At 62.1% G+C, this 24,016-nt stretch carries 21 protein-coding genes, 1 tRNA gene and 1 pseudogene; 4 read left to right on the top strand and 19 right to left on the bottom strand.

All coding sequences use genetic code 11. The features are described from left to right. Window positions 1–6 precede the first annotated feature (6 nt). A complete protein-coding gene (locus IVA93_RS15635) occupies window positions 7–1,812 on the bottom strand; it encodes a phage terminase large subunit family protein (protein ID WP_247789854.1) in 1,806 nt (601 codons plus the stop codon). After that, window positions 1,809–2,315, bottom strand: coding sequence for a hypothetical protein (locus IVA93_RS15630; protein ID WP_247789853.1), 507 nt, complete (start codon window positions 2,313–2,315; stop codon window positions 1,809–1,811). The genes IVA93_RS15635 and IVA93_RS15630 overlap by 4 nt, the downstream gene beginning before the upstream one ends. Window positions 2,316–2,454: 139 nt before the next feature. Between IVA93_RS15630 and IVA93_RS15625 the strand changes: the two genes are divergently transcribed. Further along, on the top strand, window positions 2,455–2,961 hold the full coding sequence (locus IVA93_RS15625; protein WP_247789852.1) for a hypothetical protein: 507 nt from the start codon (window positions 2,455–2,457) through the stop codon (window positions 2,959–2,961). A 248-nt stretch (window positions 2,962–3,209) separates the two neighbouring features. Here the strand turns inward: IVA93_RS15625 and IVA93_RS15620 are convergent, their stop codons facing one another. Genes IVA93_RS15620 through IVA93_RS15610 form a run of 3 tightly spaced genes read right to left on the bottom strand, consistent with a single transcriptional unit; the run spans window position 3,210 to window position 4,295 of the window. Further along, on the bottom strand, window positions 3,210–3,809 hold the full coding sequence (locus IVA93_RS15620; RefSeq protein WP_247789851.1) for a phage tail protein: 600 nt from the start codon (window positions 3,807–3,809) through the stop codon (window positions 3,210–3,212). Continuing rightward, complete coding sequence (locus IVA93_RS15615) at window positions 3,797–3,994, bottom strand: hypothetical protein (RefSeq protein ID WP_247789850.1); 198 nt, start codon at window positions 3,992–3,994, stop codon at window positions 3,797–3,799. Before IVA93_RS15615 ends, IVA93_RS15620 begins: the two co-directional genes overlap by 13 nt. After that, window positions 3,987–4,295 carry a hypothetical protein gene (locus IVA93_RS15610; protein WP_247789849.1) on the bottom strand — a complete coding sequence of 103 codons (309 nt, stop codon included), beginning with the start codon at window positions 4,293–4,295 and terminating at the stop codon, window positions 3,987–3,989. The genes IVA93_RS15615 and IVA93_RS15610 overlap by 8 nt, the downstream gene beginning before the upstream one ends. Before the next feature lie 438 nt (window positions 4,296–4,733). On the opposite strand from IVA93_RS15610, the gene IVA93_RS15605 reads away from it, so the two are divergent. After that, a complete protein-coding gene (locus IVA93_RS15605) occupies window positions 4,734–6,440 on the top strand; it encodes an ATP-binding protein (RefSeq protein ID WP_247789848.1) in 1,707 nt (568 codons plus the stop codon). Window positions 6,441–6,871: 431 nt separating this feature from the next. Here the strand turns inward: IVA93_RS15605 and IVA93_RS15600 are convergent, their stop codons facing one another. The 5 genes from IVA93_RS15600 to IVA93_RS15580 all read right to left on the bottom strand — a co-directional run bounded on the left by IVA93_RS15600 (window position 6,872) and on the right by IVA93_RS15580 (window position 12,681). Then, complete coding sequence (locus IVA93_RS15600) at window positions 6,872–9,055, bottom strand: AAA family ATPase (protein WP_247789847.1); 2,184 nt, start codon at window positions 9,053–9,055, stop codon at window positions 6,872–6,874. Between the two features lie 2 nt (window positions 9,056–9,057). Further along, entirely contained in the window at window positions 9,058–10,212 is a 1,155-nt protein-coding gene (locus tag IVA93_RS15595; RefSeq protein WP_247789846.1) for a hypothetical protein, read from the bottom strand. A 980-nt stretch (window positions 10,213–11,192) separates the two neighbouring features. Continuing rightward, window positions 11,193–11,269 (bottom strand) — tRNA-Arg (locus tag IVA93_RS15590). Between the two features lie 152 nt (window positions 11,270–11,421). Further along, the gene (locus IVA93_RS15585; protein ID WP_085351315.1) at window positions 11,422–11,952 is read right to left on the bottom strand and encodes a hypothetical protein; all 531 of its coding nucleotides are present in this window, start codon (window positions 11,950–11,952) and stop codon (window positions 11,422–11,424) included. A 159-nt stretch (window positions 11,953–12,111) separates the two neighbouring features. Beyond that, window positions 12,112–12,681, bottom strand: a complete 570-nt coding sequence (locus IVA93_RS15580) for a hypothetical protein (protein WP_018455286.1) — start codon at window positions 12,679–12,681, stop codon at window positions 12,112–12,114. Window positions 12,682–12,861: 180 nt separating this feature from the next. On the opposite strand from IVA93_RS15580, the gene IVA93_RS15575 reads away from it, so the two are divergent. After that, a complete protein-coding gene (locus IVA93_RS15575) occupies window positions 12,862–13,245 on the top strand; it encodes a VOC family protein (RefSeq protein ID WP_018455287.1) in 384 nt (127 codons plus the stop codon). 45 nt (window positions 13,246–13,290) lie between these two features. On the opposite strand, the pseudogene IVA93_RS15570 reads toward IVA93_RS15575, so the two are convergent. Further along, window positions 13,291–13,781: pseudogene (locus IVA93_RS15570) on the bottom strand (hypothetical protein). A gap of 257 nt (window positions 13,782–14,038) precedes the next feature. Here IVA93_RS15570 and IVA93_RS15565 point away from each other — a divergent pair. Continuing rightward, complete coding sequence (locus IVA93_RS15565; RefSeq protein ID WP_085395594.1) at window positions 14,039–14,389, top strand: GrlR family regulatory protein; 351 nt, start codon at window positions 14,039–14,041, stop codon at window positions 14,387–14,389. Window positions 14,390–14,489: 100 nt separating this feature from the next. Here the strand turns inward: IVA93_RS15565 and IVA93_RS15560 are convergent, their stop codons facing one another. From IVA93_RS15560 to IVA93_RS15525, 8 genes are all read right to left on the bottom strand, one after another. Next, window positions 14,490–17,177: a PAS domain S-box protein gene (locus tag IVA93_RS15560; RefSeq protein ID WP_247370531.1), complete on the bottom strand. Its 2,688-nt coding sequence runs from the start codon at window positions 17,175–17,177 to the stop codon at window positions 14,490–14,492. A 124-nt stretch (window positions 17,178–17,301) separates the two neighbouring features. Beyond that, the gene (locus tag IVA93_RS15555) at window positions 17,302–18,228 is read right to left on the bottom strand and encodes a DMT family transporter (protein WP_247370529.1); all 927 of its coding nucleotides are present in this window, start codon (window positions 18,226–18,228) and stop codon (window positions 17,302–17,304) included. 79 nt (window positions 18,229–18,307) lie between these two features. Next, window positions 18,308–19,123, bottom strand: a complete 816-nt coding sequence (locus IVA93_RS15550) for an NUDIX hydrolase (protein WP_085384247.1) — start codon at window positions 19,121–19,123, stop codon at window positions 18,308–18,310. A gap of 4 nt (window positions 19,124–19,127) precedes the next feature. Continuing rightward, window positions 19,128–20,081 (bottom strand): dihydrodipicolinate synthase family protein, encoded by a 954-nt coding sequence (locus IVA93_RS15545; protein WP_247541022.1) that lies wholly within the window; start codon window positions 20,079–20,081, stop codon window positions 19,128–19,130. A gap of 73 nt (window positions 20,082–20,154) precedes the next feature. Beyond that, the gene (locus IVA93_RS15540; RefSeq protein ID WP_018455294.1) at window positions 20,155–21,033 is read right to left on the bottom strand and encodes an SDR family oxidoreductase; all 879 of its coding nucleotides are present in this window, start codon (window positions 21,031–21,033) and stop codon (window positions 20,155–20,157) included. Between the two features lie 150 nt (window positions 21,034–21,183). Continuing rightward, window positions 21,184–22,044 (bottom strand): MaoC family dehydratase, encoded by an 861-nt coding sequence (locus IVA93_RS15535; protein ID WP_247370524.1) that lies wholly within the window; start codon window positions 22,042–22,044, stop codon window positions 21,184–21,186. 208 nt (window positions 22,045–22,252) lie between these two features. Beyond that, on the bottom strand, window positions 22,253–22,642 hold the full coding sequence (locus IVA93_RS15530) for a Zn-ribbon domain-containing OB-fold protein (protein ID WP_085360844.1): 390 nt from the start codon (window positions 22,640–22,642) through the stop codon (window positions 22,253–22,255). Then, window positions 22,642–23,799: a thiolase family protein gene (locus IVA93_RS15525; protein ID WP_247789845.1), complete on the bottom strand. Its 1,158-nt coding sequence runs from the start codon at window positions 23,797–23,799 to the stop codon at window positions 22,642–22,644. Before IVA93_RS15525 ends, IVA93_RS15530 begins: the two co-directional genes overlap by 1 nt. Between the last annotated feature and the right edge of the window lie 217 nt (window positions 23,800–24,016).

Here is a 24,016-nt window from a genome sequence, read left to right as displayed (position 1 = left end):
TTTTAGTTACCTTGTAGGTTGCGAGAGCGCGGCCAATCGTCGGGCCGACTCTCTTAGTGATGGTGTGGGTTGTGTCGGTGGGGACGGCTTGTTAGCCGTCAACGCCTGGGCATGCCTTCCGATAGCGAGGGCATAGACCAGGCAATCAAGCGGCTCGTTTCGCTTGATTGTGCGATGGTATGCGTAGCGCGGTGCACCTTTGACGTACCGAACCCGCAGTTCCTCGGACGCGAGGCCCTCGAAGTAGTCCACGTCCAAATGGTCAGGCAGACGGATAAAGCCGGGTCCGATCTCCTGAAGTGCAAGCGCCTTTTGTGCGGTGAGCTTGCCGCTGTCCGCGCCTACCAGCATGAGACCGAGTTGCCCGCGCAACCGACCGCCGCGCGCAACGATTGGCCGATCAAAGCCGGAGACGCCCTTTACGGCATACGCCGCGCGCGACTTCCGCCGCTGGCCCTGAACGAATTTTGAGACCTGATCGGCGTTGAAGCCGGAATCGATCGCCTGCACGTAGACGGGCAATGCCCGACCGTCCGCCGTTGCGAACGTCGTCGCCATTGCATCGTCGAGCTGCCGCCACACGGCATCGCCGCTTGTGTCCCCAGGCACCTTGAAGTGACTGAGCACGCTCAGCGTCTGGTCGACGTGGTGAGCTAAGAAAGTGCACTCAAGGCGATCCGACTGCACGTCAACGCCCGCTGAAACGAATATGACATTGGGCGCATACGGCGGCGCGATCTTCTCGGCTCGCTGTTGCAGCTCCGACGAAGACAGCTCAACCTCGGTGCCCGCGTCATACACCTGTGCCAAAGTTGTATTGTAAAAGACTTGCTTGGCTTCAGGCGTGATCGCCGCCTCGAAATTCTGAGCTACGGACGCCATTGTCGAGAAGAGCGAAGACAGCTCCGTGATATGATAAGATCGAATGCCCGGCTCGCCGGTTGCAGTCACCTCCCATCGTCCGCCTTCTATCATCGCCCGACGTTTGGCCTCGTCGATGACGACTCCGCAACTGTCGCATGTTAGGTGCGCAGTCGCGGGCTTACCTTCGTCCCACTCGAGGTTTTCAAAGGCGAATGGCGCAGAGTGCCCGCAGTCAGAGCACTTCACGACGAAACGCCGCTGATCGCCGCGCAAGTACCATTGATTGATCCGCGAGCCGACGCGCGAGGTCGGCGTCGACACGACAACGATCTTACGGCCCTTGCCCTCGAACGTCTTTGTTCGTTTTATCGCGAGCCCAATGGGATCACCCTCAGGGCCAGCGGAAGCGGCAAACCTGTCAATTTCATCTAGGAACAGGTACTTGATCGCGCGAGCCGCAAGCTCGTCCGCCTTGAACGACGAAGCGAAGCTGAGCTGCCCGCCAGGGAACGTCTTCGCGGCGAGCGAGTTCGTGCCCCCGCTGCTCCCCTTTCGGGTATCTTGGCCCTTACCGATCAGCTCTCTCAGCGCAGGCGACGAAGAGACCAACGGGTCGAACCGCTCTCGCACAAACTCTTCAGAGCGCGCGCCGGTTGGCGATACGTGCAGCATCGGGCCGGGATCACCGGCAACGCAATGCCCCATGATCGCATTGATGACTGTCGATTTGCCTGTCTGCGAGGCCAGCATGAGGACGACGATTTCAACGTCGTCATCCGCAATCGCGTCAATGGGTTCGCGCTGATAGGCTGTTAGTCTCAGAGGCCCCGGGATTGCGTTGGCTGAGCCGGGGAGGATAATCTGCGATTCCGCAAATGCGGTGGGCGCGACAATGGGCGGCGGTGCTAGCGCGCGCAGCCAGCCGCGCGCAAGCTGCTCATCGATCATGATAGTGTTTCGGCCTCCAAGTCTGCAAAGAATCTTTTGTCATCTGCGAGCGCGCCAAGCACGTCACGGACTTCCGTTTCCACGATGCGCGCGATCTCCCGCGTGTCAGTCTTTCCCGCCACCTTCGCGGCGACGCGGTGGCCTAGCGACAGAAGCGCGGTGCGCGCCTCCGCAAGAATGCGTTGGCCGGTAGCCGTCACTGCCTCGCGAGAAATCAAAGAACCTTCGAGCTGGGCATTTTGAAGCTCAATCTTTCGGGCTCTCAGTCGCTCCGCGTGCGCGCGAGCGTCCACGAGGGTTTCTGTTGCTGTGTGCGCGCCCTCGCCTCTCCCGTTTGTGGCATGCCCGAGAACTCGGGCTGGATCGGCTATTGACTTCGCGAGTTGCGACGCCTCCGCGAAGGTGATCGCTTTTGGATTAAATCCGGCTGCCGCAACGGCACGCCGCACCGTCGCCTGATCCAGCCCTGCGACGTCGGCAGCAGTGCGAATTGTGCCTTTCAAATCTCCTCCCTCCAGGGCGGTGTGACTACATTTTTGGTTGATCTAGTCCGCTTTCGGTGCGATGCGGATGCGAGGTACGCAAAAGGGAAGACTCACTCCCTAGATCGCCTACCCGACCCACTCAAAATGAGAATAAGGAATGAATGCGCCGCATCGAACGATTTTGAGTTCCGCCGTTGCCTTAACCTTCGTGATGCTTGCTGCTCACGCCTCCGCTCAATCACCCCCAACGGCGACCGAGGCATTCAATCTGAGAATACAGTGCAAGAAGCTTTCAGATGAGAAAGCGCAACAAGTTTCAGAACTAAACAGCATGCTCAAATGGGAAATCGTGGGCGCCTGGAACACGGCGAAGTATGATCCAGTGAGCAATCGTTGTTACGGCCGTATCTATGTGCACATTGTCAAACCGAGCCACCGTTTGGACCATGAATCGGACCAAGTCTTTGATCTACAAACCGACGATCTCTTGGCGACGGCTTCGGTCGAAGAAGGGAAAAAGCATGGAAATATCTTCGATCCCGACTACAAGAAGCCGTGGGTTCCAACGTGTAGTGCAAAGGGTTGCGGGCCGGATTTCGGCGAGAAAACTTGGCAGGGTACCGAGGACTACATGAACGAGCTTATGGCTGACCCGCGCAGATGACGCTGCGGTGTTCTGCTATCGAATTCTGATGCGTTTTGAGCAAAAATACTGCGGCAGCGCACCGCTCGGCCTTTCGGCCTGAGCCGTCCAAGGACCCAAGCGGGCGTCAGACGCTCGCAATGCCCCATTGTGCCGCTGATCGGCATTACATACGCGCGCCACGCCCGGCAGGGCGTCGTCTTACTCTCGCTTTTGCTAGGCGCGGCGCGCTGATCGTCGCCCGTGCTTCAGCGACGGTGTTGCGAAGGCTAGTCAGAGTTAGGCGGAGCCGAGTACGGCAGGCCCTCAGCCAGAAGCTGCTTCTGTATCTCTTGCGGTAAGCGGGTCGCCAACTCGCTGTTGGCTGTCTTGTCCCACGCCTTGCGTGCGGCTGCGCCGTCCTGCCCGAGCGCTGTGCTCGGTGTCTCGGCAAACACGCCCTTGATAGGAAGTCTCGATTTACTGCGCCGGATCGCAATGAATGTGCCGCCGTTGGCTGACACTAGAAACGCGTCCCGAACCTTTAGGCTCGCCGAGCCGCCACCAGTTAGCCGATACGTGCTTCCCATCATGCCGCCAGGACGCCCAACGGACGCGCCCGTCGCGAGCATGTTGATGCGCATCTTGTTAGCCGTGAACGACGCTGAGAGGCTGGTTTGCGTCGTACGCTTGACCTTGGTCACGCCGTCTTTGATGCGCGCCTTAGGCACGCCAATGTCCTTAGCGATGATATCTAGAGCGATCTTTCGCGCTGCCGTGGCGGACTTATCGACAGCGCGCCGAATGGCATTACGCATGCCGCGAGCGGATAGCTCGGTCGCCCACTTCTCCAGCTTGCTCCCGTCAATGATTACTTTCAGCTCGGCCATTCGGGCTTCCACGTCGTGGGCTCGCTCGGCTTCGGCATGATCTTGGCGAACTGTTCGCCCTGCTCGACCATGCGCGCGAGCGGCGAACCGGTCCGCATGCGGCTGATTGCATCCAGCTTCGCCGCTGCTTCGTTGAGTGAGTCGGCAAGGTCGTCCAGTGCTGTAATCATGGCGCGATCAGTCATTGCCGTTCTCGACGCTGTCGGCGTCGCACGCAAACGGCTTGGCGCCGTTGCCGGTGCGCAAATAGTTGAGCGGCACTTCTTTGCCCCGCCCCTCGCCTTCGACGTAGCACCGGGAAGAGCCCACGCCCACGCAACTTGCGAGCAATGCGGTCAGTGTTTCCAAGGCATCGGCGACGCGTTCGAGCTGAGGCGCGGCGGCAGCAATCTTTTCGAGCGCGTCAGCGGCACGCCCCAGGCGGGCGTCTTCGGACAGCGCGAGCAAGTCGGTCAGACCTATGGTCTGGTCAGGTTGATTGGTCATGGCGGCTTTCTGTTGGATGGGCGGGGGGACACGCCGCGCCGATCAGAGCCCGAAGCAATAACGGACCGGCGCGACGGCTTCAGCGCGCCGCGTGCCCCACTCACGCGGGAGAAACGCGCTCCCGCTGCGCGCGCTCTCACCTATGGGGCGACCTGCTGAAGAATCATCGAAGTCCTGGAATTGGCGAGCCAAGCCAATGAACTGTCTGAATTTTTGCGGATAACCCGCCTCTTGGGCCAGCCGCCCCGTTCGGATGTGCGCGCATCACGTCGGCCACTCTTTACCCAGAGCAGGCAGCGCGACGGCTTCGGCCTTGACAGGAGAAGAACTGCGCCCTAATTCCTTGTGTACTGATAACTGACGGACGCAACGTCCCTCGGTGATAATCGGTGTCAGATATCCGGCTCGCGCAATGTGCGCCGGTGTGGAGATAGAAAAATGAGCGTTACCGCTAAGACTCTAGTTGCGCCCGTAAAGAACGCCGCAACCCTGCTCGAAACCGAGCCTTCGGCAGCCCGAATCGCGCACGCGATTGCCGCTTTCCCCTACGACTATTTGACTGCGACGATGGACATCGTCGACAACGGCGTCGAGAACGGGGCGAGAGGCGTTTCTGTCCAATTCGCCAGCAAAAACAAACTCATCGAACGAATTGTTATCGCGGACAATGGGACAGGTATCCCCGGCGATATCGTCAACGAAGTACTGCGTGCTGGCAGCCGGACGAACCACCTTTATCGCACGACATCGCTGTCCAGGTTCGGAGTTGGTCTAAAGGGTGCTGGATTCGCGCTCGCGACCACGATCACCTTCCTGACGCGAAACACTTCCGGCGCAATCGTGCGTCGTTCGATTGATCAGGCGCGGATCGAGGCTACGGATCGGTGGGAACAAGAGACTCGCGAACCCACAGCCGAAGAACAGGCATTCTTCGAGGAGACCTTGGGCGCACTACCCGGGCCGGAGGATGTCGAAACCGGTACGGTCATCATCCTGGAAAACGTGAAACTCAAGACGCGCGATCTGGCCAAGCTGCGAAGCGAACTCGTAAGGAGGGCGGGCGAAACGTACAGCAAGTTTCTTTCGGCTATGGCTGATCGAGACATCCGCAGGCTTGCGATCGCCGTCGACAAGGTAGTAGTTGAGGCGTTCGATCCTTTGCACCGCGACGATCCGGGTACACAGTATATCTACAAGCGAGAGAGGATCGAGTTCGCGGACGGTTCGTCTGCATTCTTTACTGCCGTCGCACTGCCACATCCCAACCAAGTGGCGCCAGAGGTTGCAAGGCGCTATCGTTATACGCAGAGAAATCAGGGCATTTATGTCTATCGAAACGGCCGGTTGATCCGCTCTGGCGAAACCTTTGGGCTGTTTGGTCGCGACTTCCATATCAACAACTTCCGCGCAGAACTTGAATACGACAGTTCGGCCGAAGCTCATTTCAACCTCGACGTGGCGAAATCCACGATCGTGCTCGACGATGAAGCTGAGGGGAAATTGGAGAAGATGGTCTCCGATTCAACGAAGACCGCAAACGCGCTCTGGCGACAGAAAGATGTCCCCACGAAGGTCGAGATTGAAGAGTTGTTCAATGAGTCCAACCGATTGATCGGGTCTCGTGCAAACCTGCTCATCGAGGCCGTCCATCAGAAGCCTGGCGAACTCCGTCTGCCGAAGCCCGGATCGAAGGTTCGTCCGATCGCAAAGCCGATGGGGTCTCCACCCGCGAACCAGTCGGCTCCTGAGGATCAGCACGATAAGGCAGCAGAACTTCCGGCTGGCACAGATCGTGTTGGTAGCCCAACTTCGACAAGCCCCAGGGCTGGTCTCGGCGGATTTCTACGGCCTGCAGATCATCTGCCTGATGGAGTTCTATACCGACCATTGTGGGACGCCGAGGTCGGCCTGGTTGTCGAGGTAAACGTGTCACACCCGTTTGCGAAGGCTGTTTTCGAAGCTTCCGCTGAATCAGAGGCGGCATCAAAACGAAGCGTCCCACGTCGCGCAACAACGGCGATCCAGCAATTGCTCTACGTCCTTGGATTCTGCGAATTTACGATGTCCGACGAGGAGGAAACTGCACGGCTGTTCGAACAGTATCGCCGATATCTCTCGATGAATGTGACGGCGCTGCTGGATTGATCGGCGACGTTCACCGTCGGTGACTTTGCCGACGCTAATGACTGGATCAGGAAGGCCGTCGCAAGGCGGCCTTTCTTTTTGACAGGGGCGCATGTCCGCTATGGACTCAATGGATTAGCCGAGCCCGACAAAGACATGCCCGCTCTGAGGCTAGGAGTGGACTTAACTATAGCCACTTTTTTCATTCTTTCAGTCCACCCGTGTCACCCGCAGCCTTACAGGCTGCGGGGAAGCGACACATGGGGAGTTTGGACCGGAAGTGTGTCGGGTGACACGCGCTGACACGCCTGACACGTTTTGCTGCTTACGGGTTGATTCTGTTGGACTTCGCGACGTTGCGAAAGCGTGTCAAAGGCGTGTCACCTTGCTGGAAAATCGAGCGTGTCAGTCGGCGTGTCACCCGACCAACTGACACGCCTTCTGACACGCCTCTATTCGGCGATAAACAGCCGTCCTCTTCGCTGCGTCAGCACTCCGTCTTCGACAGCAGTATCCGTGACACGCTTAACGCCCGTGCGGTCTAACAGTGTGAGCGGTTTCCCATCCAGGTCGCAAAGCTGCCGCCGCTCGGCGTTGAGAGCCTCTCCGAGCGCCTTAGGCGTGAGGCGCACCGAACTCAGCGGCTCATCCGCCGCAGCGGCCTTTTCGGCCTGTTCGCGCGCAACGGCTTTGAGCATCGCCACCCGGTCTTCCCGTCTATCGGCGACTTTGAGCGGCGGGGCTTCGTCGTCCACAGCCATATCAATGCCGTCCCCGACCGTGACGGGCCGAACAATGCAGCTCGTCACGTCCTCGCCGTCGTCGTCCTTGCCGATCACAACTTCGACAAGTCTGAATCTGATAGAGTGAGCCTTAGAGGCGTCGCGCATCTTCTCGACGCTGAGCGTCGAGGCGCCCTTCCCCTCTTTGGCCAGAAGCGTGTAGTCGACCGCGCCCAGGATCGCGCTAGACCCGCGCATTCCTTTCGAAACGTCTTTGCCGCTGTGATGTACGACCAACACAGCACAATCAAGCGCGGTAGCGACTTTGCGCAGCCGCTCGCAAACCGTGCCCATATCCTTATCACTGCTCCCGTCGGCGCCAGTTGTCGCGGCGGCTAGGGTGTCAAGAATAATGAGCCTCACGGGTTGTCTGCTCTGCACTTCACACTCTCGCGCCGCCGCGATCAGCTTGTCGGCCGCCTTGCTGTCCCGAAACAGATTGGGGACATTGTTCATTAGAGCCACGTCGCCTCCACTCGTGTCATGGTTGTCGGCCCACGCCTTTGCACGCCCGGCAAATCCTTCGGCGCCTTCGGCGTAGCAATATAAAACATCCCCGCTCTGAATCTTACGGCCGAACCATTCCCGGCCGCGGCGCGCATGGCTCGCGAGGTCGAAGACAACGAACGACTTTCCGACATTCGGCAGCCCGTACAAGGCACCCACACTATTGAGCGGGATGAGTCTTTTTACCAACCAGCGGATAGGCCTGTAATTTGCGACAAGCTCTCCCGCGCGCTGCGTCAATCCCGATTTTCCGCTAAGGCTGTCCTCCTCTTCGTCGTCAACAGCTTCGAATGCGCTTCCGTCACTCGGCTTTGACACATGCGCGGGGTTCATCTTCGCACGCGCAAACTCCCTAGCCATCTGACGGTCGTCGGGGTCACCGGCTCCGTCCCACTCTTCGCAAAACACAGCGTAATCATTCACGCTCAATTCGGGATAAGCACCGACCAGGAACGTTGCGGCTTGCATACGATTTGCCGAACGGTCCTCGCCCGGGTGATCGTATGCAAATCCAAAGTCGGGCCGACACTGTTTGACATAGTCGAGCGGAAACTTTCCGACAACGGGATCAAAGAGCGCCGCATGGTCTTCGCGCTCACCGCTCGCTAGCTCTGCCACGTACTTCCGAACGTCTGAGTCCTTATCGCTGAGCGGCGTTTCACCCTCAGTCGACGCGCCGATCAGGTCGACGATTTCTGCCGGTAGCTGCGGAATCTTGCCGCCCGTGATCGCGCGCAGGAAGTTGATACGGTCGGCGTCTGAGCCGTACGTCTTGCCGTCCTCGCGGATCGAGCCGGGGCCGACGAACTGACCGCCCGTTCCGCGCACGTCGGTCCCGTATTGCTTTTTGAGCAGGCCCGCTTTGTTCGAGAACTTGCCCTCGGGATCGGCGAACACGAAATGTTGGCCCCCGGAGCGCGTCGGGTTGACGGGCACACCTTCCGGCACGCCGCCGATCTCGGCAAATAGCTCTGCCATCTTGGCAGGGCCGTCGTCCTTCTTGTCGGCATCGAGCACGACCAGCTTGGAAGGACCGCACGAGATCGACGGCACGGCATCGGGGTATCTGCGCCACAGTTTCTTGATTACTTCGGGATCACGAGTGGACCCCACCCAAGCGGGCTCAACTTCATGCCTCGCCTTGAACTCTTCCACGGCCGCTTCGACTTCGGCCGGGCTGAGCGAGGTGTCCGCGCGATTGTAGCGCGGCACGAGCGGCACCTTCCCGTCACTCGGGAAGACGTAGAGGCCAACCTGCGCGAACTGGAATGCGTTCTTGCGGTTCCTGCTGCGCCGAGCGCCTGAGTTATCGACCACCTGCGCAGGCGCATTCACTTGCTTGTTCATTCTTATGCAGCTTTCTTCCTAATCGGAAACTTGCGTTTTGCGATGTCTGCCAGCGACGGCGGGACGTTCGGCTTGGTGGGAGCGAACCTGTCCCCCGTTCCAACAGCTTCTCGAATTAGGCGGCTATACTCTCGCGAGTCATATCTCCGACGCGCCGCTTGCCGTTGCTCTGTCCTGCCGAAGAGTGCCTTGAGTTGCCCCGTTTCGTGTTCAGCGATCCAGTCATCGCGCTCTTGCGGACTCATGTGGCTCAGCGTTTCGAGCGTCCTCAAGTGCAACAATCCCATCTCCGCCAACTTGCGCAAGCGTGAACGCGGGATCATGTGCACGCCTTTATCGGCGGTATTGGCTTCAGCAAGAGCGCTGAATGTCGCTTCTTTGACAATCGCGAAAGCGACAGAGAGCTTAAGACTGAGCGGCGCCACCTTGATGGCTTCGCGCATCTCGCCCGTATCGAAGCGGCTCCCTCGAATGGCCCGGTCAATGTCGATTTTGCGCCAACGATTTTGCCGCGCCTCACGTATCGTCATCTGACGGTCGTCAGCGATTACGGCTAACGCAAACTCAAAGCTGCCGTTGCCGATCTTCGTATAGACGGAGGACGTGCTGCACCCCAGAGCGACTGCCAATTCACCGATCGACTTAATGCCAAGCGTTTCGCAGTCACTTTTGACTGTGAAGGTGAGGAAGTCGATGTGATACTGGGACCGAGCCTCAGGAATGAGCAACAACCCTGCATCGATCCGTGCGAGCAATTGCGTTTCGCTGCACGGCTCCGCAAAGCCAACGCAATGCTTAGCGAACGCGACTGTGTACGCCTTCGCGGAATCAATCTCCGCCTCGATATCAGAGCTTCGCGTCACCTGTTCGCCGCTGGCGAGATTTGCCACGGTTAACCAGTCGGATTCAGGGGCTTTCTCTTCACGTTTCATCATAGCCCGCTTGCAGCGGGTCATCATGTCTTCGCTCGGTGCGGCATTCAGCGGATTACCTGAAGCGTCGAAACCGGCTCGCTTCAACGTGGCATCCGCGTCTTGTTCGCATTGCTTTGAAGCGGTGGGCGCCATGGTCAACGGCATGGCTGAAGGCGTCTCGCCGTCGCGAGCAAGCGCCTCATGGCTCTCGAACAGCGAAGCCGGGTGGTGAAACTTGGGCATGTCGAAATCTCGAAACGGGCTGCTTAAGCGGAAAGAACGGCAGCGATGACGCTGGCCCGATATCGGCGGGAGCCTCCGAGCTTGAAGCCCGATCCGACCGCCGCCTTCCCAGCAGGCGAGTAAAGCCAAGCCTTCGATACGTGCAGTAAGCTGCAAACCTCACTGACGGTAAGTGCGGCGTCGCGGGGAATGCTCGGGCGGGCTGCCGGGGTTATCTGTAATTCTGAGGCGTTCATAGGCATGAGTTCTCCTGTCCTCGCGTGAGCGCTTAGCTCGCCGCTAGGTACGTTGCTGATGATCCGGCTGGGCCGGGGATGAGGACGATGGGCGCGCTTCGAGCGGTGTGCTGCCGTCCTCGGACAGGCTCACGCCACAACCGCTCCAGTGACACCGGGGACTATCCGAGGCTGGGCTAATCGGCTCCGAACGGTCTTCTTTGTTCTATGACGGGCAGAACTGGATTGTCTATTTATGGGGCATAGACCCATGGGGCACAGGCGTATGAGCGTTCACCCGCGGCAATCCAGAAAGGGCGATCAACGAATCATGGATGTACGGTCGTCATAGTCAAAGGTCTCCCCTCCCCGGCAAGCCATGGCTCCCAAGGGTGTGTCAGCGATGATGCCCGGCAGGCCGGGCAATGGTGCTTAAGTCTGGAACGCTATCGCGAAGTGCGCCGGTCTAGGCGATCCGCTCACGATCTGCCGCTGTTGCCAGCCCGTAGGTAGAAGGTCTCACAGCCCGGCTCCGAACGTCAACTTAATGGACAGTCCAAGGCGGCCCCGAGCTGTTCCGAGTGTCTCCGGCCGAAGCATGACGCATTTAGACGGTGCGCACGTTTTCTAAAAAAAAAATCGCCCCCGGAGCAGCCCCCTCGTTGAGACGTTCCCCGTGGCTCCCTGACGCACAAACTGGTTTCCCGGCGGTTTCCCGAGGTAAATTCGGGAAGCAGCCAGGGATATCTAAGTGATTGATTTTGCTGGCGCGCTCGGAGAGATTCGAACTCCCGACCCTCGGAATCGAAATCCGATGCTCTATCCAGCTGAGCTACGAGCGCCCTGGCCCAGATCTTGGACCGTAACCGAGACGCCCCAGATAGCTGCTGGCGAGCCAGCAGGCCGGGCGACGTTCGGATGGGTTCGAATTAGCAGAGAGGCCGGCCAATAAAAAGCCCTTCCGGCCTCGATTCGAGACGGGTCAGACCCGCCCTCACCAGGTGCTGTTGAAGAAGCCGAAATGCGGCTGCTGCGCCATCACCATCATCGGCCGCCCTTGCTGCGGCACCGGATGCGTTCTGGCGACCTTGCGCTTGGGCTGCTGCGCCGGGGTCTGAGGAGGCTGGGCCTGCGCCTGAACTTGCGGCTGAATTTGCGTCTTGGCCTCGGTCTTCTTGACCGCAGCGGTATCGGCCTTCGCGGCCGGCGTGAATTGGGCGAACGTCTCGCGGACCCGCGCCTTGGCTGATATCTCGGCCAAAGCGGGTGACATGCTCTCCACGGGCGGCTGGGGAGCCGCGACGGCGGCGATCTTCGCCGCAGGGGCGGCAAGCGTCGGCTGACTGGTGTCGAGTACGACACGCTCCGGCAGGTGGCGATCGGACCGGATCCGAATCAACGGCTGTTCGTTGCTTGCGGTTGCGATAGACTGCGTCACAGGCGAAGTCGGCAGAACGTAGTTCGCCGCGAACAGCAGTGCGAGCAAGGCTCCACCGACAAAGAAGAAATACCGAAAGATGGGCATTGGCCACGCTCCGCCCGCCGCATCCCCGCGTGGGCTCTCCGCCTTAACAGGCGATCATTTAATTAGTTCCTGGCCCAGCCGTTCGGTTCAAATGGCGACACCAAGTTTTTCGGCCAACCCCCAGGACAGTAACTTTTCCGCTACCCGGCACTGCCGGCCTTAGGTCCGGCGTGCTGCCACAAGCGAACACTTCGCCTGATCGGCATTCACGTTGACGAAGCCGACAGGAATGCGCGCAAAAGTCTTGCGGCTCTTCATGCTGACCGGATCCGCCAGAACGCGGGTGCGGTCGGTGAGATGACTGCCATCACGCCGCGCAAAAGCGCAGACGATCTCGACATCCTTTACGGCATAGTCGTTGTCGTTGCGCAGCGTGAGCGTCACCAGCGCCTTCGATCCAAGGCCGCCGCGGCGCCAGGTCTGAGATGAAATCCTGATCCGGCCGAGTTCTGCCATTGTCGGAATCTGAGCTTCGGAGGCCGGCGACACGGCGACCGCATCGCGCGAAGGCGCCGTCTCGACGGCTGCCACGTCAGACCTCACCGGTTCGGCACTGTTGCCTCTGGAGACGGGGAGCAGCATCCAGATGCCGCAACCGACGATGATGGCCGCCAACAGCCACAGCAGGCCTCGCCCAAATGAAACGCTCGCGATCGTCACCGCCCGCGCCAGTCGTTCGCCGGTCCCGGCGAAACGCCCTAACCCGATGCGGTCAAACCCAGCGCTCATGGTTGCCTCACCGATCGCAGCGGAAGCACGTTTCGACAACGGATTCGGCCACTGCTTACCTTAATCCGGAAGGCGAACCAAGGTTCCCGCGCAGCTGCCGAGTCGGCAAGAGCGGTGGCGGTCACGGGCCGAGCCCGCTAACATGCGCTGCAACATCAAGATCCGTCGGGAGAACACGAAATGCCAGTCGTCACTTGGGATCACGTCCATCTGCGCAGCCCCGATCCGGAGGCCACGGCGGCCTGGCTGCGGGACATCCTCGGTGGCGAGATCGTGCAAGCGCCCGGACGGATCGACGTGAATCTCGGCGGCGCAAGGATCTTCATTGCGCCCCTCGAGGGCGACAATGCGGTCAACCCGCCGCCGCCGCACCCGCATCAAGGCCTCGACCATTTCGGTCTCACGGTGAAGGACATCGACGCCGTCGCCGCCGAGCTCAAGGCCAAGGGCGTCACTTTCACGCGCGAACCGACCACGATCCGCCCCGGCGTGCGCATCTGCTTCATCCGCGGCCCCGAAGGCATCTCCATCGAGCTGCTCGAGCGCGACAAGAAATATACCTGACACGGCGCGCGCCGCTCACCGGGCGACGTTGCCGCCCGGCGTGCCTCACGTCATGCTGCCGGGCATGAAGCAGCGGACGGCGACGCCCATGTAGCCATAGATCGGCCAGACCATGGTGCGCCCCACCCGGCTCGGCTCCGAGATCACGGCCTCCTCGGGCACCTCGACCCAGACGAGCTCCTGCGGTCGGCCGTCGATCACGTAGCCATAACGCGGGACGCGGACCCGATAGTGCCCGTCCTTGCTGTCCCAGTCGGCGTCCGAGAGCGCCGAGCCGTCGGCATCGGAGCAACAAGGCCCCTTGCCGCTTCGCAGTCCGTCGAACCAGGCCTTCAATTCGGCATTGGTGTTGACGAACTGGCCGCGGTCGCGCGCGTGGCCGAAGGGGGCCGCGAGTGCGATCAGACGCATGCTAGGTTCGCCACGGTTCGCCAGCGTGCTGCGCCGCCGATCCGCCGTTGTCGTGTTTCGCAAATCGTGGGACGCACACTGTACAGACGCGGCTTCTCGCCGCCGGAATCGATCCAGTTGCTCACGTTTGTCTTGCTCCAGCACCCCGCGGCCAGTGCAACAATGGTTATGCATTTCGCGGTCCAACTTGATTCGCAACGACTGGCCTCGCTTCATGATCAGACCGTCATGGCGGTGTCATAGACAAGCCGGGGCAATTACGGCTCACGGGCAGGCTCGCAAGGTCGGCGGCCAAACTGCCGCGTTGCGTGGCCGCATGCCCTTTGGCATAAATGCACCACCGGTTACGCCATTGGGCGATGGCGGCCGGCCTCGGGACGTTATGAAGAACGGCCTCTATTCGATTCACGTGAACCTGCTCGATGGTCGGGTCGGCAAGGGCAGCGGCGTGATTCTTTTTCGCGACGGCAAGATTCTTGGCGGCGACGCCTATCTCTATTACACCGGCAGCTACACGGTGAAGGACAACACCTTCAAGGGCGAGGTGCTGGTCCAGCGTCACACCTCGCCGCGGGGTGACGACAATCCGCTGTTCGGCGGGCCTGCCGCGGTCGGCATCGGCCTCAGCGGCACGTTCACGGAGACGCGCGGGGACATGACGGGCACCGCGCTGGTCGGAAAGGCCAGCCAGATTTTCGGCGCGACGCTGCATAAGCTTGCAGAGGCCGACTAGAGCTTCGGTTCTGATTAAATCAGAACTGAAGCTCTCAATTGTTGTTTCGACGCATTTTCGTCACGCGGACCGGCATCCACTTCGCTCGAAAACGCGTGAGCTATTCCGCGGCCTGCTCGAGCGGCGCCACGCGCGGCAGGATGATCTGGATACGTGTGCCGCTGCCCGGTTCGGAATCCAGATCGAGCCGTCCGCCGAGCCTGTTCGTGACGATGCTGTAGACGATGTGCAGCCCGAGGCCGGTGCCGCCCTGATCGCGCCGCGTCGTGAAGAACGGATCGAAGGCACGGCGGCGGACGTCGAGCGACATGCCGCAGCCATTGTCGGAGAAGATGATCTCGACATTGTCCTTGCCGGACTCGCGCACCTGGATGTCGATGGTCCCCGGCCGGCCGGCCGGGAAGGCGTGCGCCACCGCGTTGAGAAACAGATTGGTCAGCACCTGGCCGTAGGGTCCGGGATAGCTGTTCATGGTCAGATCAGGCTGGCACTCGACATTGAGCGTCAGATTGTGCTTGCGAAGGCCGGGCCGCAGACTCATCACCACCTGCTCGGTGAGGTCACCGAGATCGAAGCTGCGCTGGTCCGAATAGTTGCGGTCGGCGGCGACCTGCTTGAACGACTGGATCAGCTCCGCGGCGCGATTGAGATTGGCGACGAGCTGCGAGGACGCGTCGCGGCTGGTATGGAGAAAGTCGTTGAGCGTGGAGCGGCGCAGCTCGCCGCGTTCGACTTCGGCGGTAAACATCGCGGTCTTGCGCTCCAGCGCGGAGGCGACCGTGAGGCTGATGCCGACGGGATTGTTGACCTCGTGCGCGACGCCGGCGACGAGGCGCCCGAGCGCCGCCAGCTTCTCCGCCTCGATCAGCGAGGCCTGGGTCTCGCGCAGATTGCGCAGCGCGGTCTCGGCGGATTCCTTGGCTTTCCGCATCTCCTGCTCGCCGCGCTTGCGCTCGCCGATGTCGAGCGCCACGGTGACGATCCGCTCGATCTCGCCTTCGGCATCGAGCAACGGCAGCTTGTTGACGAGCCATTGCCGCATGTGGCCGGAAGAATCAATGTACTCCTCTTCGTAGAAGCCGAGGCCCTTTCGCAGCGTCAGCACGCGCTTGTCGCTCTCGTCGGACTTGGCCGCGCCGTAGCGCGACATCAGGTCGGCCGTGGTGCGGCCGAGCGCATCGCCGGGCTCGATTCCGAAGATGCCGGCCATGTAACGGTTCATCAGCACGTAGCGCAGGTCGCGGTCCTTGACGTTGATGACCGCTGGCACGGTGTCGATGACCTGCTGGAGCAGGCGCCGTCCTTCGGCAATGGCGTCTTCCGCGCGCTTCTGGTCGGTAATGTCGCGCAGCGTGCCCTCATAGCGGACGATGTTGCCCGCCTCGTCGCGGACGCCGGTGGCACTGTCGGACAGCCACAGGATGTCGCCGCCGCGCTGGCGCACCTGGTATTCGAACTCGCGCACCATGCCGTCGCGTGCCATCAGCCGCTGATATTCGACGCGAGCCTCGGGATTGACGTAGATGGTGTGGGCGATGTCGTTGATGCTGTCGATGAGGTCTTTGGGGCTGTCATAGCCCATCATCCGCGCCAGCGCCGGATTGGCGTTGAGGAGGTCGCCGGCCGGCGTCGTGACATAGATGCCGTCGACCGAGCCCTCGAACAGTTTCCGGTAGCTCTCTTCGGCAAGGCGTTGCTCGGTCAGTGCGCGCACCGCCGCCTCGCGTGCCGTGTCGGCTTCCTCCAGCGCACGGCGGAACACTTCGGCCGCCCGCGCGATGTCGCCGATCTCGTTGTCGAGGTCGGCGGACGGGATCGAGGTGTTCTTCTCGCCGGCTGCGAGCGCGCGGATCGACCGCGCGATCTGGGCGAGCGGACGGACCGTCCGCCGCACCACGAAGCCGGCCGCGAGAATGCCGATCAGCACACCGATGGTACCGAGCACGATGCTCTGCCAGCGCGCCTCCGTCAGCGTGCGGGCAAAGTCGCGCGACAGCACGTGACCGCGCCGGGCGCTGACCTCGCGCAGCAATTCGGTGACGCGGCCGATCAGCCGACCCTCGGTTCCCAGCACCTCGCGGTCGATGTCGGCGATCTGCCGTTCACGGACCGCGACCGCGATGATCGCCTCGGCGTACTCGTTGACCGCGGATCTGAGCTTGGGATCAGTGACGCCCATCGCCCGCATGCTCTGCGCCGCCTGCTCGGCCGCGGACGGGTTGCGCGCAAGCAACCCAAGCGCGATCCGGCTCTGCGCTTCCGACAGGCGGGACGCCAGCTCTCGGTCCGCAGTGCCGGAGACAGCTGCGTCGAACTGGTCGCGGAGCGGCGGCAGCCCGGCAAGCAGCTGGGCGCGGCGGTCGATCAAGGTCGAGATCCGCTCCAGGCCGCTGCGATAAGTCGCAAGCCGCTCGCTGACGCCGTCGATCATATCCTGCTGCTCGGGCACGAGCTCGATGCGGGTCTTCTTCAGGATGTCACTGAGCGTCGAAGCCGCCTCGCCCACCTGCTTGAACTGGATGCCGGCGCCAGGGTCGGTGACGAAGTCGCGCGCGGCGAGCCGCAGCTCGTTCATGCGGCGGTCGATGTCCTCGGCGAGGTCGCCGACGCTCTGCAGCCGCTGCAGCTCGGCGAAGGTCGTGTCGATGTGCCGGATCGCGATCACGCTCGCGGTCGAGGTGACGATGATCACCGCCAGCACCAGAAGGAAGCTGCCGAACGTGAGCTGGCCGATGGAGAGCGAGAATGTTCGCTTTTTCTCAGGGGTCGGCGTCAATTCGGCGGACATTGGTGATGTGTGGACCGGGCCATTGGAGCTCCAATATACGACGTATTGCAGTCCCGGGGGAACATGCGTCTGGCCGCCGAATATCCTTAATGTTGAAGCCCTGCCGGCCTCCTTGGCCCCGGTTTTATGACGTTTTGACGTCGGCCGGCCGCCGCGCCGGGATGGTCATGGCGGCGACGCCGAGGACGACGCAGGCAAGGCCGATCCAGGCGGTCCGGCTCAGGCTCTCGCCGAGGAAGGCGACGCTGATGGCAACCCCGATCGGCACGCGGAGATAGGCCTGCGCGGTGGTGCCGACCGAGCCCAGGGTCTGGATCAGGCGGAAATAGATCACGAAGGCCGCGGCCGTCGAGAAGGTCGCCAGCGCGAGCAGCGCCAGCACGGAACTCAGCGAGGGCGACAGCGTCCAGGGCTGCTCGACGATGAGCGAGGCCGGGAGCAGCGCCGCCGCCCCCGCCAGCAACGAGCCGGCCGCGGGCGCCATGGGATCGAGGCCCTTGAAGCCGCGACCGAAGATCGCGGCGCAGGCGTAGCAGATGGTGGCGGCAACGATCGCGGCCTCCGCGACGAGGCCGCTTCCAACATTATGGAAGGCATCGACGCCGACGATCAGCAGGATGCCGGCCATACCAGCGACCACCCCGACCAGCTTTCGCGGTGTCGTCGCCTCGTGACGCGTCACAACGGCCGTGAGCAGGAAGGTGAAGATCGGGCCGGCCGAGTTGAGGATGGTCGCAAGTGCGGCATCGACGTGGCGCTCGCCCCAGGCGATCAATGTCCAGGGGATCACGCTATTGAGCACGGCCTGGAAGGCGAAGCGTCGCCAGGTCGCGGCATCCGTCGGCAGCCTGATGCCCCGCGCCCACATGATCGCGAGCAGCAGCAGGACCGCAATCGTTGTGCGCGCCGCGATCAGCGTGATCGGCGGAATGGTGGCGACGCCGAGCTTGATGAAGGTGTAGGAGCCACCCCAGAGCGTCGCGAGCGCGAGGAGCAGCGCCAGCTCGACGGCGATATTGTTGTCCTGCCGATTGTTCTGCCGGATGTCCATATTGCGCGCCCGTCCCGTTGTCAGGGACGGAACCTAGCGCACCTGCCATCGCAGATACTTCGCTTTGTGTCGAAGTGTCCTAGCCGATCGCCCCGACTTCGAACACCTCGCCGTCATAGCCGGCCTCGCGGGGAATGCGGAGCTGACGGCCGGTTTCGGTCTTGGTCATGACAGGCATCACCGTCACGACGGACATGCCGCGGGCGTGCTCGAGCGCTGCGCTCACGCTGCCCTGCTTGGCGAGCCGGATCAAATTGCGCGTTGTCGGGAACGGCAGCTTAAAGCGGCCGCTCTCGCCGCCCTCAACCGCCTCGCGCGGCGAGACCCAGATCGAGTCGGTCGACTCCCGGCCATCATGCGCGCCGAGCTGGTCGGGCGGTGCTGCCGCAAGGAAGAACCAGGTGTCGAAACGTTTTGGCATGCCCTCCGGCGTGATCCAGTGCGCGTAAGGCACGAGCGTATCGAGCGCGAGCTGGAGGCCGTTGTCGGCCAGAATGCTCAGGAAGCTGATCTTGTGCTCGTTGAGCGCGACGCGATGCGCATCGGCGATCTCGCCAGCGCGCCTGGCGTCAACAGGCGTGCCCGAATCCTTCGAGCGCGCCAGAAGGATGCCGCTTTCCTCAAAGGTCTCACGGATCGCGGCGATCCGAAAGCCGCGATCCGCTTCGCTCAGGCCCTCGCCGCCTGAATACAAGTCGGAGCGCTTGACGATCTCCTGATCGCCGGCATCGACGCTGCCACCAGGAAACACCAGCGCGCCCGAATTGAACTCGATCTGATGATGGCGGACCATCATGAAGACTTCGATTTCGTCGCGGCTCTTGCCGTCGACCTTCGCGCCGTCGCGCAGCAGGAGGATCGTCGACGCAGGGCGTGATGCTGATGCCTCGGCCATTCGATTAACCTGCGGCGCTGGATTGCGGGCCGAGATTGGCGCGCCTGTCGACGCGGGCGACGCGCGACAGCAGGTACTCGACCTCTGCCTTCGCCGCCGGCGTGATGGTGGCGCCGGGCTTGCGCTGGGCGCTGGAGGCGATGATGCCGCGCTTCTGCAGCACGTATTTGCGCACGGCGAGGCCCGCGCCGGGCTGCTGCTCGTAGCGGATCAGCGGCAGATGTGCGTCGAACAGATCATGGGCGGCGTCGCGCTTGCCTTCCTTCGAAAGCCGCACGACGTCGATCAGGAGTTCGGGGAAGGCATAGCCGGTCATGGCGCCGTCGGCGCCGCGCTCCATCTCGAAGTCCAGAAAGAGCCCGCCATTGCCGCAGAGGATCGAAAGCGGCCGCAGCGAGCCGTCCTTCTGGAAATTGCGCAGCGTCGAGATCTTTTCCAGCCCCGGCCAGTCCTCGTGCTTGAGCATCACGCAGTTCGGATTGTCGGTGACGATCTTGCGGATCACGGCCGGGGTGAACACCACCGACAAGGTCAGCGGATAGTCCTGGAGCACCCAGGGCACGTCGGGGCCGATGGCCTCGGCCGCCTGCTTGTAATAGCCGATGATCTGGTCGTCGGTCCGCAACGACGGCGGCGGCGCGATCATGACGCCGGCCGCGCCCGCATCCATCGAGGCCTTCGCCAGCGAGCGCATGGTGGCAAAGCCCGGCGCGGAGACGCCGACGATCACCTGCATCTTCTTGGCGCGCTTGACGAAGCGTACCGCCACCTGTTCGGCCTCGGCGGCATCGAGCTTCGGGGCCTCACCGAGGATGCCCAGCACAGTGACGCCGTCGCAGCCGACCTCCTCGTAGAAATCGGTCAGGCGGTCGATCGAGCGCTCGTCGATCCGGCCGTCATCGTGGAACGGCGTCGGCGCGATTGCGAAGGTGCCCTTGGCGTCGGCGGTGAGTTTCATTGGTTCTCTCTGTCCTATCGTCTGTCGTCATTCCGGGCTCGCGACTTCGTCGCGCCCCGGAATGACGGTGTAGCTAAAACCGCCGCGCCCCCATCTTGATCTGCTCTTCGGAGAAGAAGATCTCCTTGGCATGATCGGCGATGTCCTGGGCCTTCCAGCCCGTGTGCGGCGGCTTCCAGCCGTCCATTTCCATCATCCGCATCTCGCGCACGCCGCGGGGCCCGGACACGCCCAGCACCTTACCGGTCTGGTCGCCGGACAAGTCGCTGACCATGTATAGCACGGCCGGCGCGATGCCGTCCGGCCCCAGCGCCGCACCGGGGTTCTCCTTATAGCGGGGCAGGTCTGCGGTCATGCGGGTCAGCGCGCCCGGCGCAAGCGTCCAAATCCGGATGTTGTATTTGCGGCCCTCGATCGCCAGCACGTTGGACAGGCCCCAGATGCCGCCCTTGGCCGCGCCGTAATTGCTCTGACCGAAATTGCCGATCAGGCCCGAGGTCGAGGAGGTGTTGACGATGACGCCGCCGCCATTTTCCCGCATCCAGCGAAATACCGGCATGGTGCAACAAAAGGTGCCCTTCAGATGCACCTTGATGACCTTGTCCCAGTCGGACTCAGACGCCTTGGCGAAGGTCTGGTCGCGCAGAATGCCGGCATTGTTGACGAGGATGTCGGCGCGGCCGAAATGCTTGATGGCGTCGTCGAACACCGACTGGCCGCCTTCCATGGTGGAGATGTCGGCGCCGTTGGCGACCGCCTTGCCGCCTTCGGCCTTGATCGCATCCACCACGAGCTGCGCCATCGATGTGTCGGCGCCGGAGCCGTCACGGGGCCCACCGAGGTCGTTGACGACGACGGAGGCCCCTTCCCGCGCGAACAGCTTTGCGTAGGCCTCACCGAGCCCCCCGCCCGCGCCGGTGATCAGCGCAACCTTGCCGTCGAGTAGTCCCATGGTGGCTCTCCCTGTTTTGTTCTTTTGCTCCGTCATGGCCGGGCCTGTCCCGGCCATCCACGAACTTGATCGCCAACCGCGCGAAGAACGTGGATGCCCGGGACAAGCCCGGGCATGACGAAATAACTCAGAGCGCGTCGAGCTGCATCATCACCCCAGCACCGTCTTGCCGTTCTTGATCACAGTGACGCCGCGCGACTTTACCTTGGCTTCGAACGAGATCACGCTGCCGTCCTTCCAGAGGTCCATGGTCACGGTCTCGCCGGGATAGACCGGCGAGGAGAACCGCGCGACGTGCTGGCGGAAGGCGGAAGCGTCGTAATCGGCATAGGTCTGGAGCACGCCGCGGCAGGTGATGCCGTACGTGCACATGCCGTGCAGGATCGGACGTGGGAAGCCGGCCTTCTTCGCGAACTCAGGGTCGGAGTGCAGCGGGTTGCGATCGCCGCAGAGACGATAGACCAGCGCCTGGTCGGGACGCGTCACGATGTCGATGCTCGTGTCGGGTGCGCGGGACGGGCTCTTGTGCGGATCCGGCTGGGTCAGGTTCGGCCCGCCAAAGCCGCCGTCGCCGCGGGCGAAGCGGGAGGCGACCAGAGTTGCCAGCTTCTCGCCCTTCTCGTTCTTGAGCACGGTCTGATGGCTGATGACCACGCCCTTGTCCTTGCCCTTGTCGTAGACTTCGACCACGGAGGAATCGGCGGTGATGTGCGCGGCGACCGGTAGTGGCTGGTGGAAGGTGATGTCGCGCTCGCCGTCCACCACCATCACGCGGTTGAGGTTCATCTCGCCAGGCCCCGCGCCCCACGCGGCGACGGATGCAAAAGTCGGCACCACCTTGAGCGGTCGCGGCGTCAGCGTGCCCTCGTTGACGAAGGCGAGCTCGTTCTCGTCCATCGGATCGGCGCCAAGCCCAATGCCGTAGGCATAGAGCATCACTTCGCGGTCGGTGTAGGCATATTTCTGGCCGAGGTTTTTGAGGCCTTTGAGTTCGTCGTATCTGGCGGACATTTTTGTTGTTTCCTCCCGGCAGTTTCAGCGAATGGCGGCGCCCATTGATGCGCCCTCTCCCCTTGCGGGAGAGGGCTCCAAGGTGGTCGCAACAAACTCGTTTGGGTGAGGGGTTCGCTCCGCATCGAACAATCTCTCGGTGGAGAGAGACCCCTCATCCGGCGCTTCGCGCCACCTTCTCCCGCAAGGGGAGAAGGGAAGAAAGCGACTACGCCGGCGTAAAGAACGGCAATGGCGCGCCGTCGGTCGGCTTGAACACCACCTTCACCTTCTGGCCGATCTTCAACGTCGTCAAATCGCAATCGACGAAATTGGTCTGGAGCGATGGGCCTTCCTTCAGCGTGACGTAGCCGATCGCGTAAGGGCCGGTCGGCGACTTCCGCATCAAGCTGTAGGTGTAGATCGTACCCTCGCCCGAAGACTCCTCCCACACCGTCTTGTCGGAGTAGCAGAACGGGCAGATCGCACGCGGGAAATAGTGCGCCTCGCCGCACGCGGTGCAGCGCTTGATCATGAACCTGCCCTCTTTGGCCGCATCCCAGAACGCGGCTGTCTCAGGGTTCGTCACCGGGGCCGGATATTTCTTGGCTTCGCTCATCACACGCGCTCCAGAATGGCCGTCGAGGCGGCGTGGCGAACACCCAAAAGCCCGCCGGTGCCGTGGGCGATGGCGAGATCGCAATTCTTGACCTGCACCTTCGGATGCGCCTCGCCGCGCAGTTGCCGCACGGCCTCGAGGATCTTGGTCATGCCGCCGCGATTGACGGGATGGTTGCTGCAGAGGCCACCGCCATCGGTGTTGAACGGCAGCTTGCCGACGCCCGAGATCAGATTGCCGTCGGCGACGAACTTGCCGCCCTCACCTTTCTTGCAGAAGCCGAGGTCTTCGAGCTGCATCAGGACGGTGATGGTGAAGCTGTCGTAGATCGAGGCGTATTTGATGTCCTTCGGCGTGATGCCGGCTTCCTCGAAGGCACGCGGGCCGGACCAGATGCCGGCGGAGTATGTGAGGTCGAGATCCTTGCCGCCGCGCGGGCCCTTCATCGCCTCGCCATGTCCGATCAGCTTGACCAGAGGCTTCTTCAGGCTCTTGGCGATTTCAGGCGTGGTCACGATTAGCGCGCCGCCGCCGTCGGAGACCACGCAGCAATCCATGCGATGCAAGGGATCAGAGATCATCGGCGAGTTCAGGACGTCCTCGACGGTCACGACGTCCTTGAGCATCGCATGCGGATTGTATTGCGCATGGTGCGAGGCCGCGACCTTGATCCAGGCGAGCTGCTCGCTGGTGGTGCCATAGTCGTGCATGTGGCGCATGGCACACATGCCATAGGCATTGTGCGTGGTCGCGCCGTAAGCCGTCTCGAAATCGGCCTCGGTGCCCGCCGCGCGCGGCGGCATCGGCCCGGTGCGCGGCTTGCCGGCCAGCGTGATCAGCGCGATCGAGCACTTGCCCGCGGCGATCGCTTCAGCGGCATGGCCGAGATGGATGATGTAGGAACAGCCGCCGGTCTCGGTGGAATCGACATGGCGCAGTTTTTTGGTGTTCAGCCCGAGATAATCAACCATCGGCCAGGCGCCGCCCGGGGCGTCGCCCGCGCAGAAATAGCCGTCGACATCGTCCTTGCTGAGCCCGGCATCCTCGATCGCGCCCTTGGCGACCTCGGCATGGAGTTGCGCGGTGGATTTGTCCGGCGCGTGCCGGGTCGGGTGTTCGTAGATCCCGGCAATGTAGGCCTTGCCCTTGATGGTCAAATAAGGTCTCCGCTGGCGTTTCTCACTTCCGGTTTTTTCTGAACCGCTGCCGCCCTGTTGGCAAGCGCGGAAATATTCCGTCGGGCGAGAGGGCAGCGGGCTGGCGCAAATGGCCGCCGCATCATCCGAGGTGCGGTGGAAGGCCCTGCTGCCGCAGTCGTCGTTGCGAGCGCAGCGAAGCAATCCAGGAATCTTTCCACGGACGCACTCTGGAATT

It is taken from the genome of Bradyrhizobium sp. 155 (assembly GCF_023101105.1).
Taxonomy (GTDB): domain Bacteria; phylum Pseudomonadota; class Alphaproteobacteria; order Rhizobiales; family Xanthobacteraceae; genus Bradyrhizobium; species Bradyrhizobium canariense_D.
Note: the sequence above shows the minus strand (reverse complement) of the source record. Positions and strands in the feature narration are given on the sequence as shown.

What these genes read in the sequence shown, in the direction of transcription:
- IVA93_RS15635 (WP_247789854.1), bottom strand. Translation starts at nt 1,812, where the DNA reads ATGATCGATGAGCAGCTTGCGCGCGGCTGGCTGCGCGCGCTAGCACCG.
- IVA93_RS15625 (WP_247789852.1), top strand. Translation starts at nt 2,455, where the DNA reads ATGAATGCGCCGCATCGAACGATTTTGAGTTCCGCCGTTGCCTTAACC.
- IVA93_RS15620 (WP_247789851.1), bottom strand. Translation starts at nt 3,809, where the DNA reads ATGGCCGAGCTGAAAGTAATCATTGACGGGAGCAAGCTGGAGAAGTGG.
- IVA93_RS15615 (WP_247789850.1), bottom strand. Translation starts at nt 3,994, where the DNA reads ATGACTGATCGCGCCATGATTACAGCACTGGACGACCTTGCCGACTCA.
- IVA93_RS15610 (WP_247789849.1), bottom strand. Translation starts at nt 4,295, where the DNA reads ATGACCAATCAACCTGACCAGACCATAGGTCTGACCGACTTGCTCGCG.
- IVA93_RS15605 (WP_247789848.1), top strand. Translation starts at nt 4,734, where the DNA reads ATGAGCGTTACCGCTAAGACTCTAGTTGCGCCCGTAAAGAACGCCGCA.
- IVA93_RS15600 (WP_247789847.1), bottom strand. Translation starts at nt 9,055, where the DNA reads ATGAACAAGCAAGTGAATGCGCCTGCGCAGGTGGTCGATAACTCAGGC.
- IVA93_RS15595 (WP_247789846.1), bottom strand. Translation starts at nt 10,212, where the DNA reads ATGCCCAAGTTTCACCACCCGGCTTCGCTGTTCGAGAGCCATGAGGCG.
- IVA93_RS15585 (WP_085351315.1), bottom strand. Translation starts at nt 11,952, where the DNA reads ATGCCCATCTTTCGGTATTTCTTCTTTGTCGGTGGAGCCTTGCTCGCA.
- IVA93_RS15580 (WP_018455286.1), bottom strand. Translation starts at nt 12,681, where the DNA reads ATGAGCGCTGGGTTTGACCGCATCGGGTTAGGGCGTTTCGCCGGGACC.
- IVA93_RS15575 (WP_018455287.1), top strand. Translation starts at nt 12,862, where the DNA reads ATGCCAGTCGTCACTTGGGATCACGTCCATCTGCGCAGCCCCGATCCG.
- IVA93_RS15565 (WP_085395594.1), top strand. Translation starts at nt 14,039, where the DNA reads ATGAAGAACGGCCTCTATTCGATTCACGTGAACCTGCTCGATGGTCGG.
- IVA93_RS15560 (WP_247370531.1), bottom strand. Translation starts at nt 17,177, where the DNA reads ATGTCCGCCGAATTGACGCCGACCCCTGAGAAAAAGCGAACATTCTCG.
- IVA93_RS15555 (WP_247370529.1), bottom strand. Translation starts at nt 18,228, where the DNA reads ATGGACATCCGGCAGAACAATCGGCAGGACAACAATATCGCCGTCGAG.
- IVA93_RS15550 (WP_085384247.1), bottom strand. Translation starts at nt 19,123, where the DNA reads ATGGCCGAGGCATCAGCATCACGCCCTGCGTCGACGATCCTCCTGCTG.
- IVA93_RS15545 (WP_247541022.1), bottom strand. Translation starts at nt 20,081, where the DNA reads ATGAAACTCACCGCCGACGCCAAGGGCACCTTCGCAATCGCGCCGACG.
- IVA93_RS15540 (WP_018455294.1), bottom strand. Translation starts at nt 21,033, where the DNA reads ATGGGACTACTCGACGGCAAGGTTGCGCTGATCACCGGCGCGGGCGGG.
- IVA93_RS15535 (WP_247370524.1), bottom strand. Translation starts at nt 22,044, where the DNA reads ATGTCCGCCAGATACGACGAACTCAAAGGCCTCAAAAACCTCGGCCAG.
- IVA93_RS15530 (WP_085360844.1), bottom strand. Translation starts at nt 22,642, where the DNA reads ATGAGCGAAGCCAAGAAATATCCGGCCCCGGTGACGAACCCTGAGACA.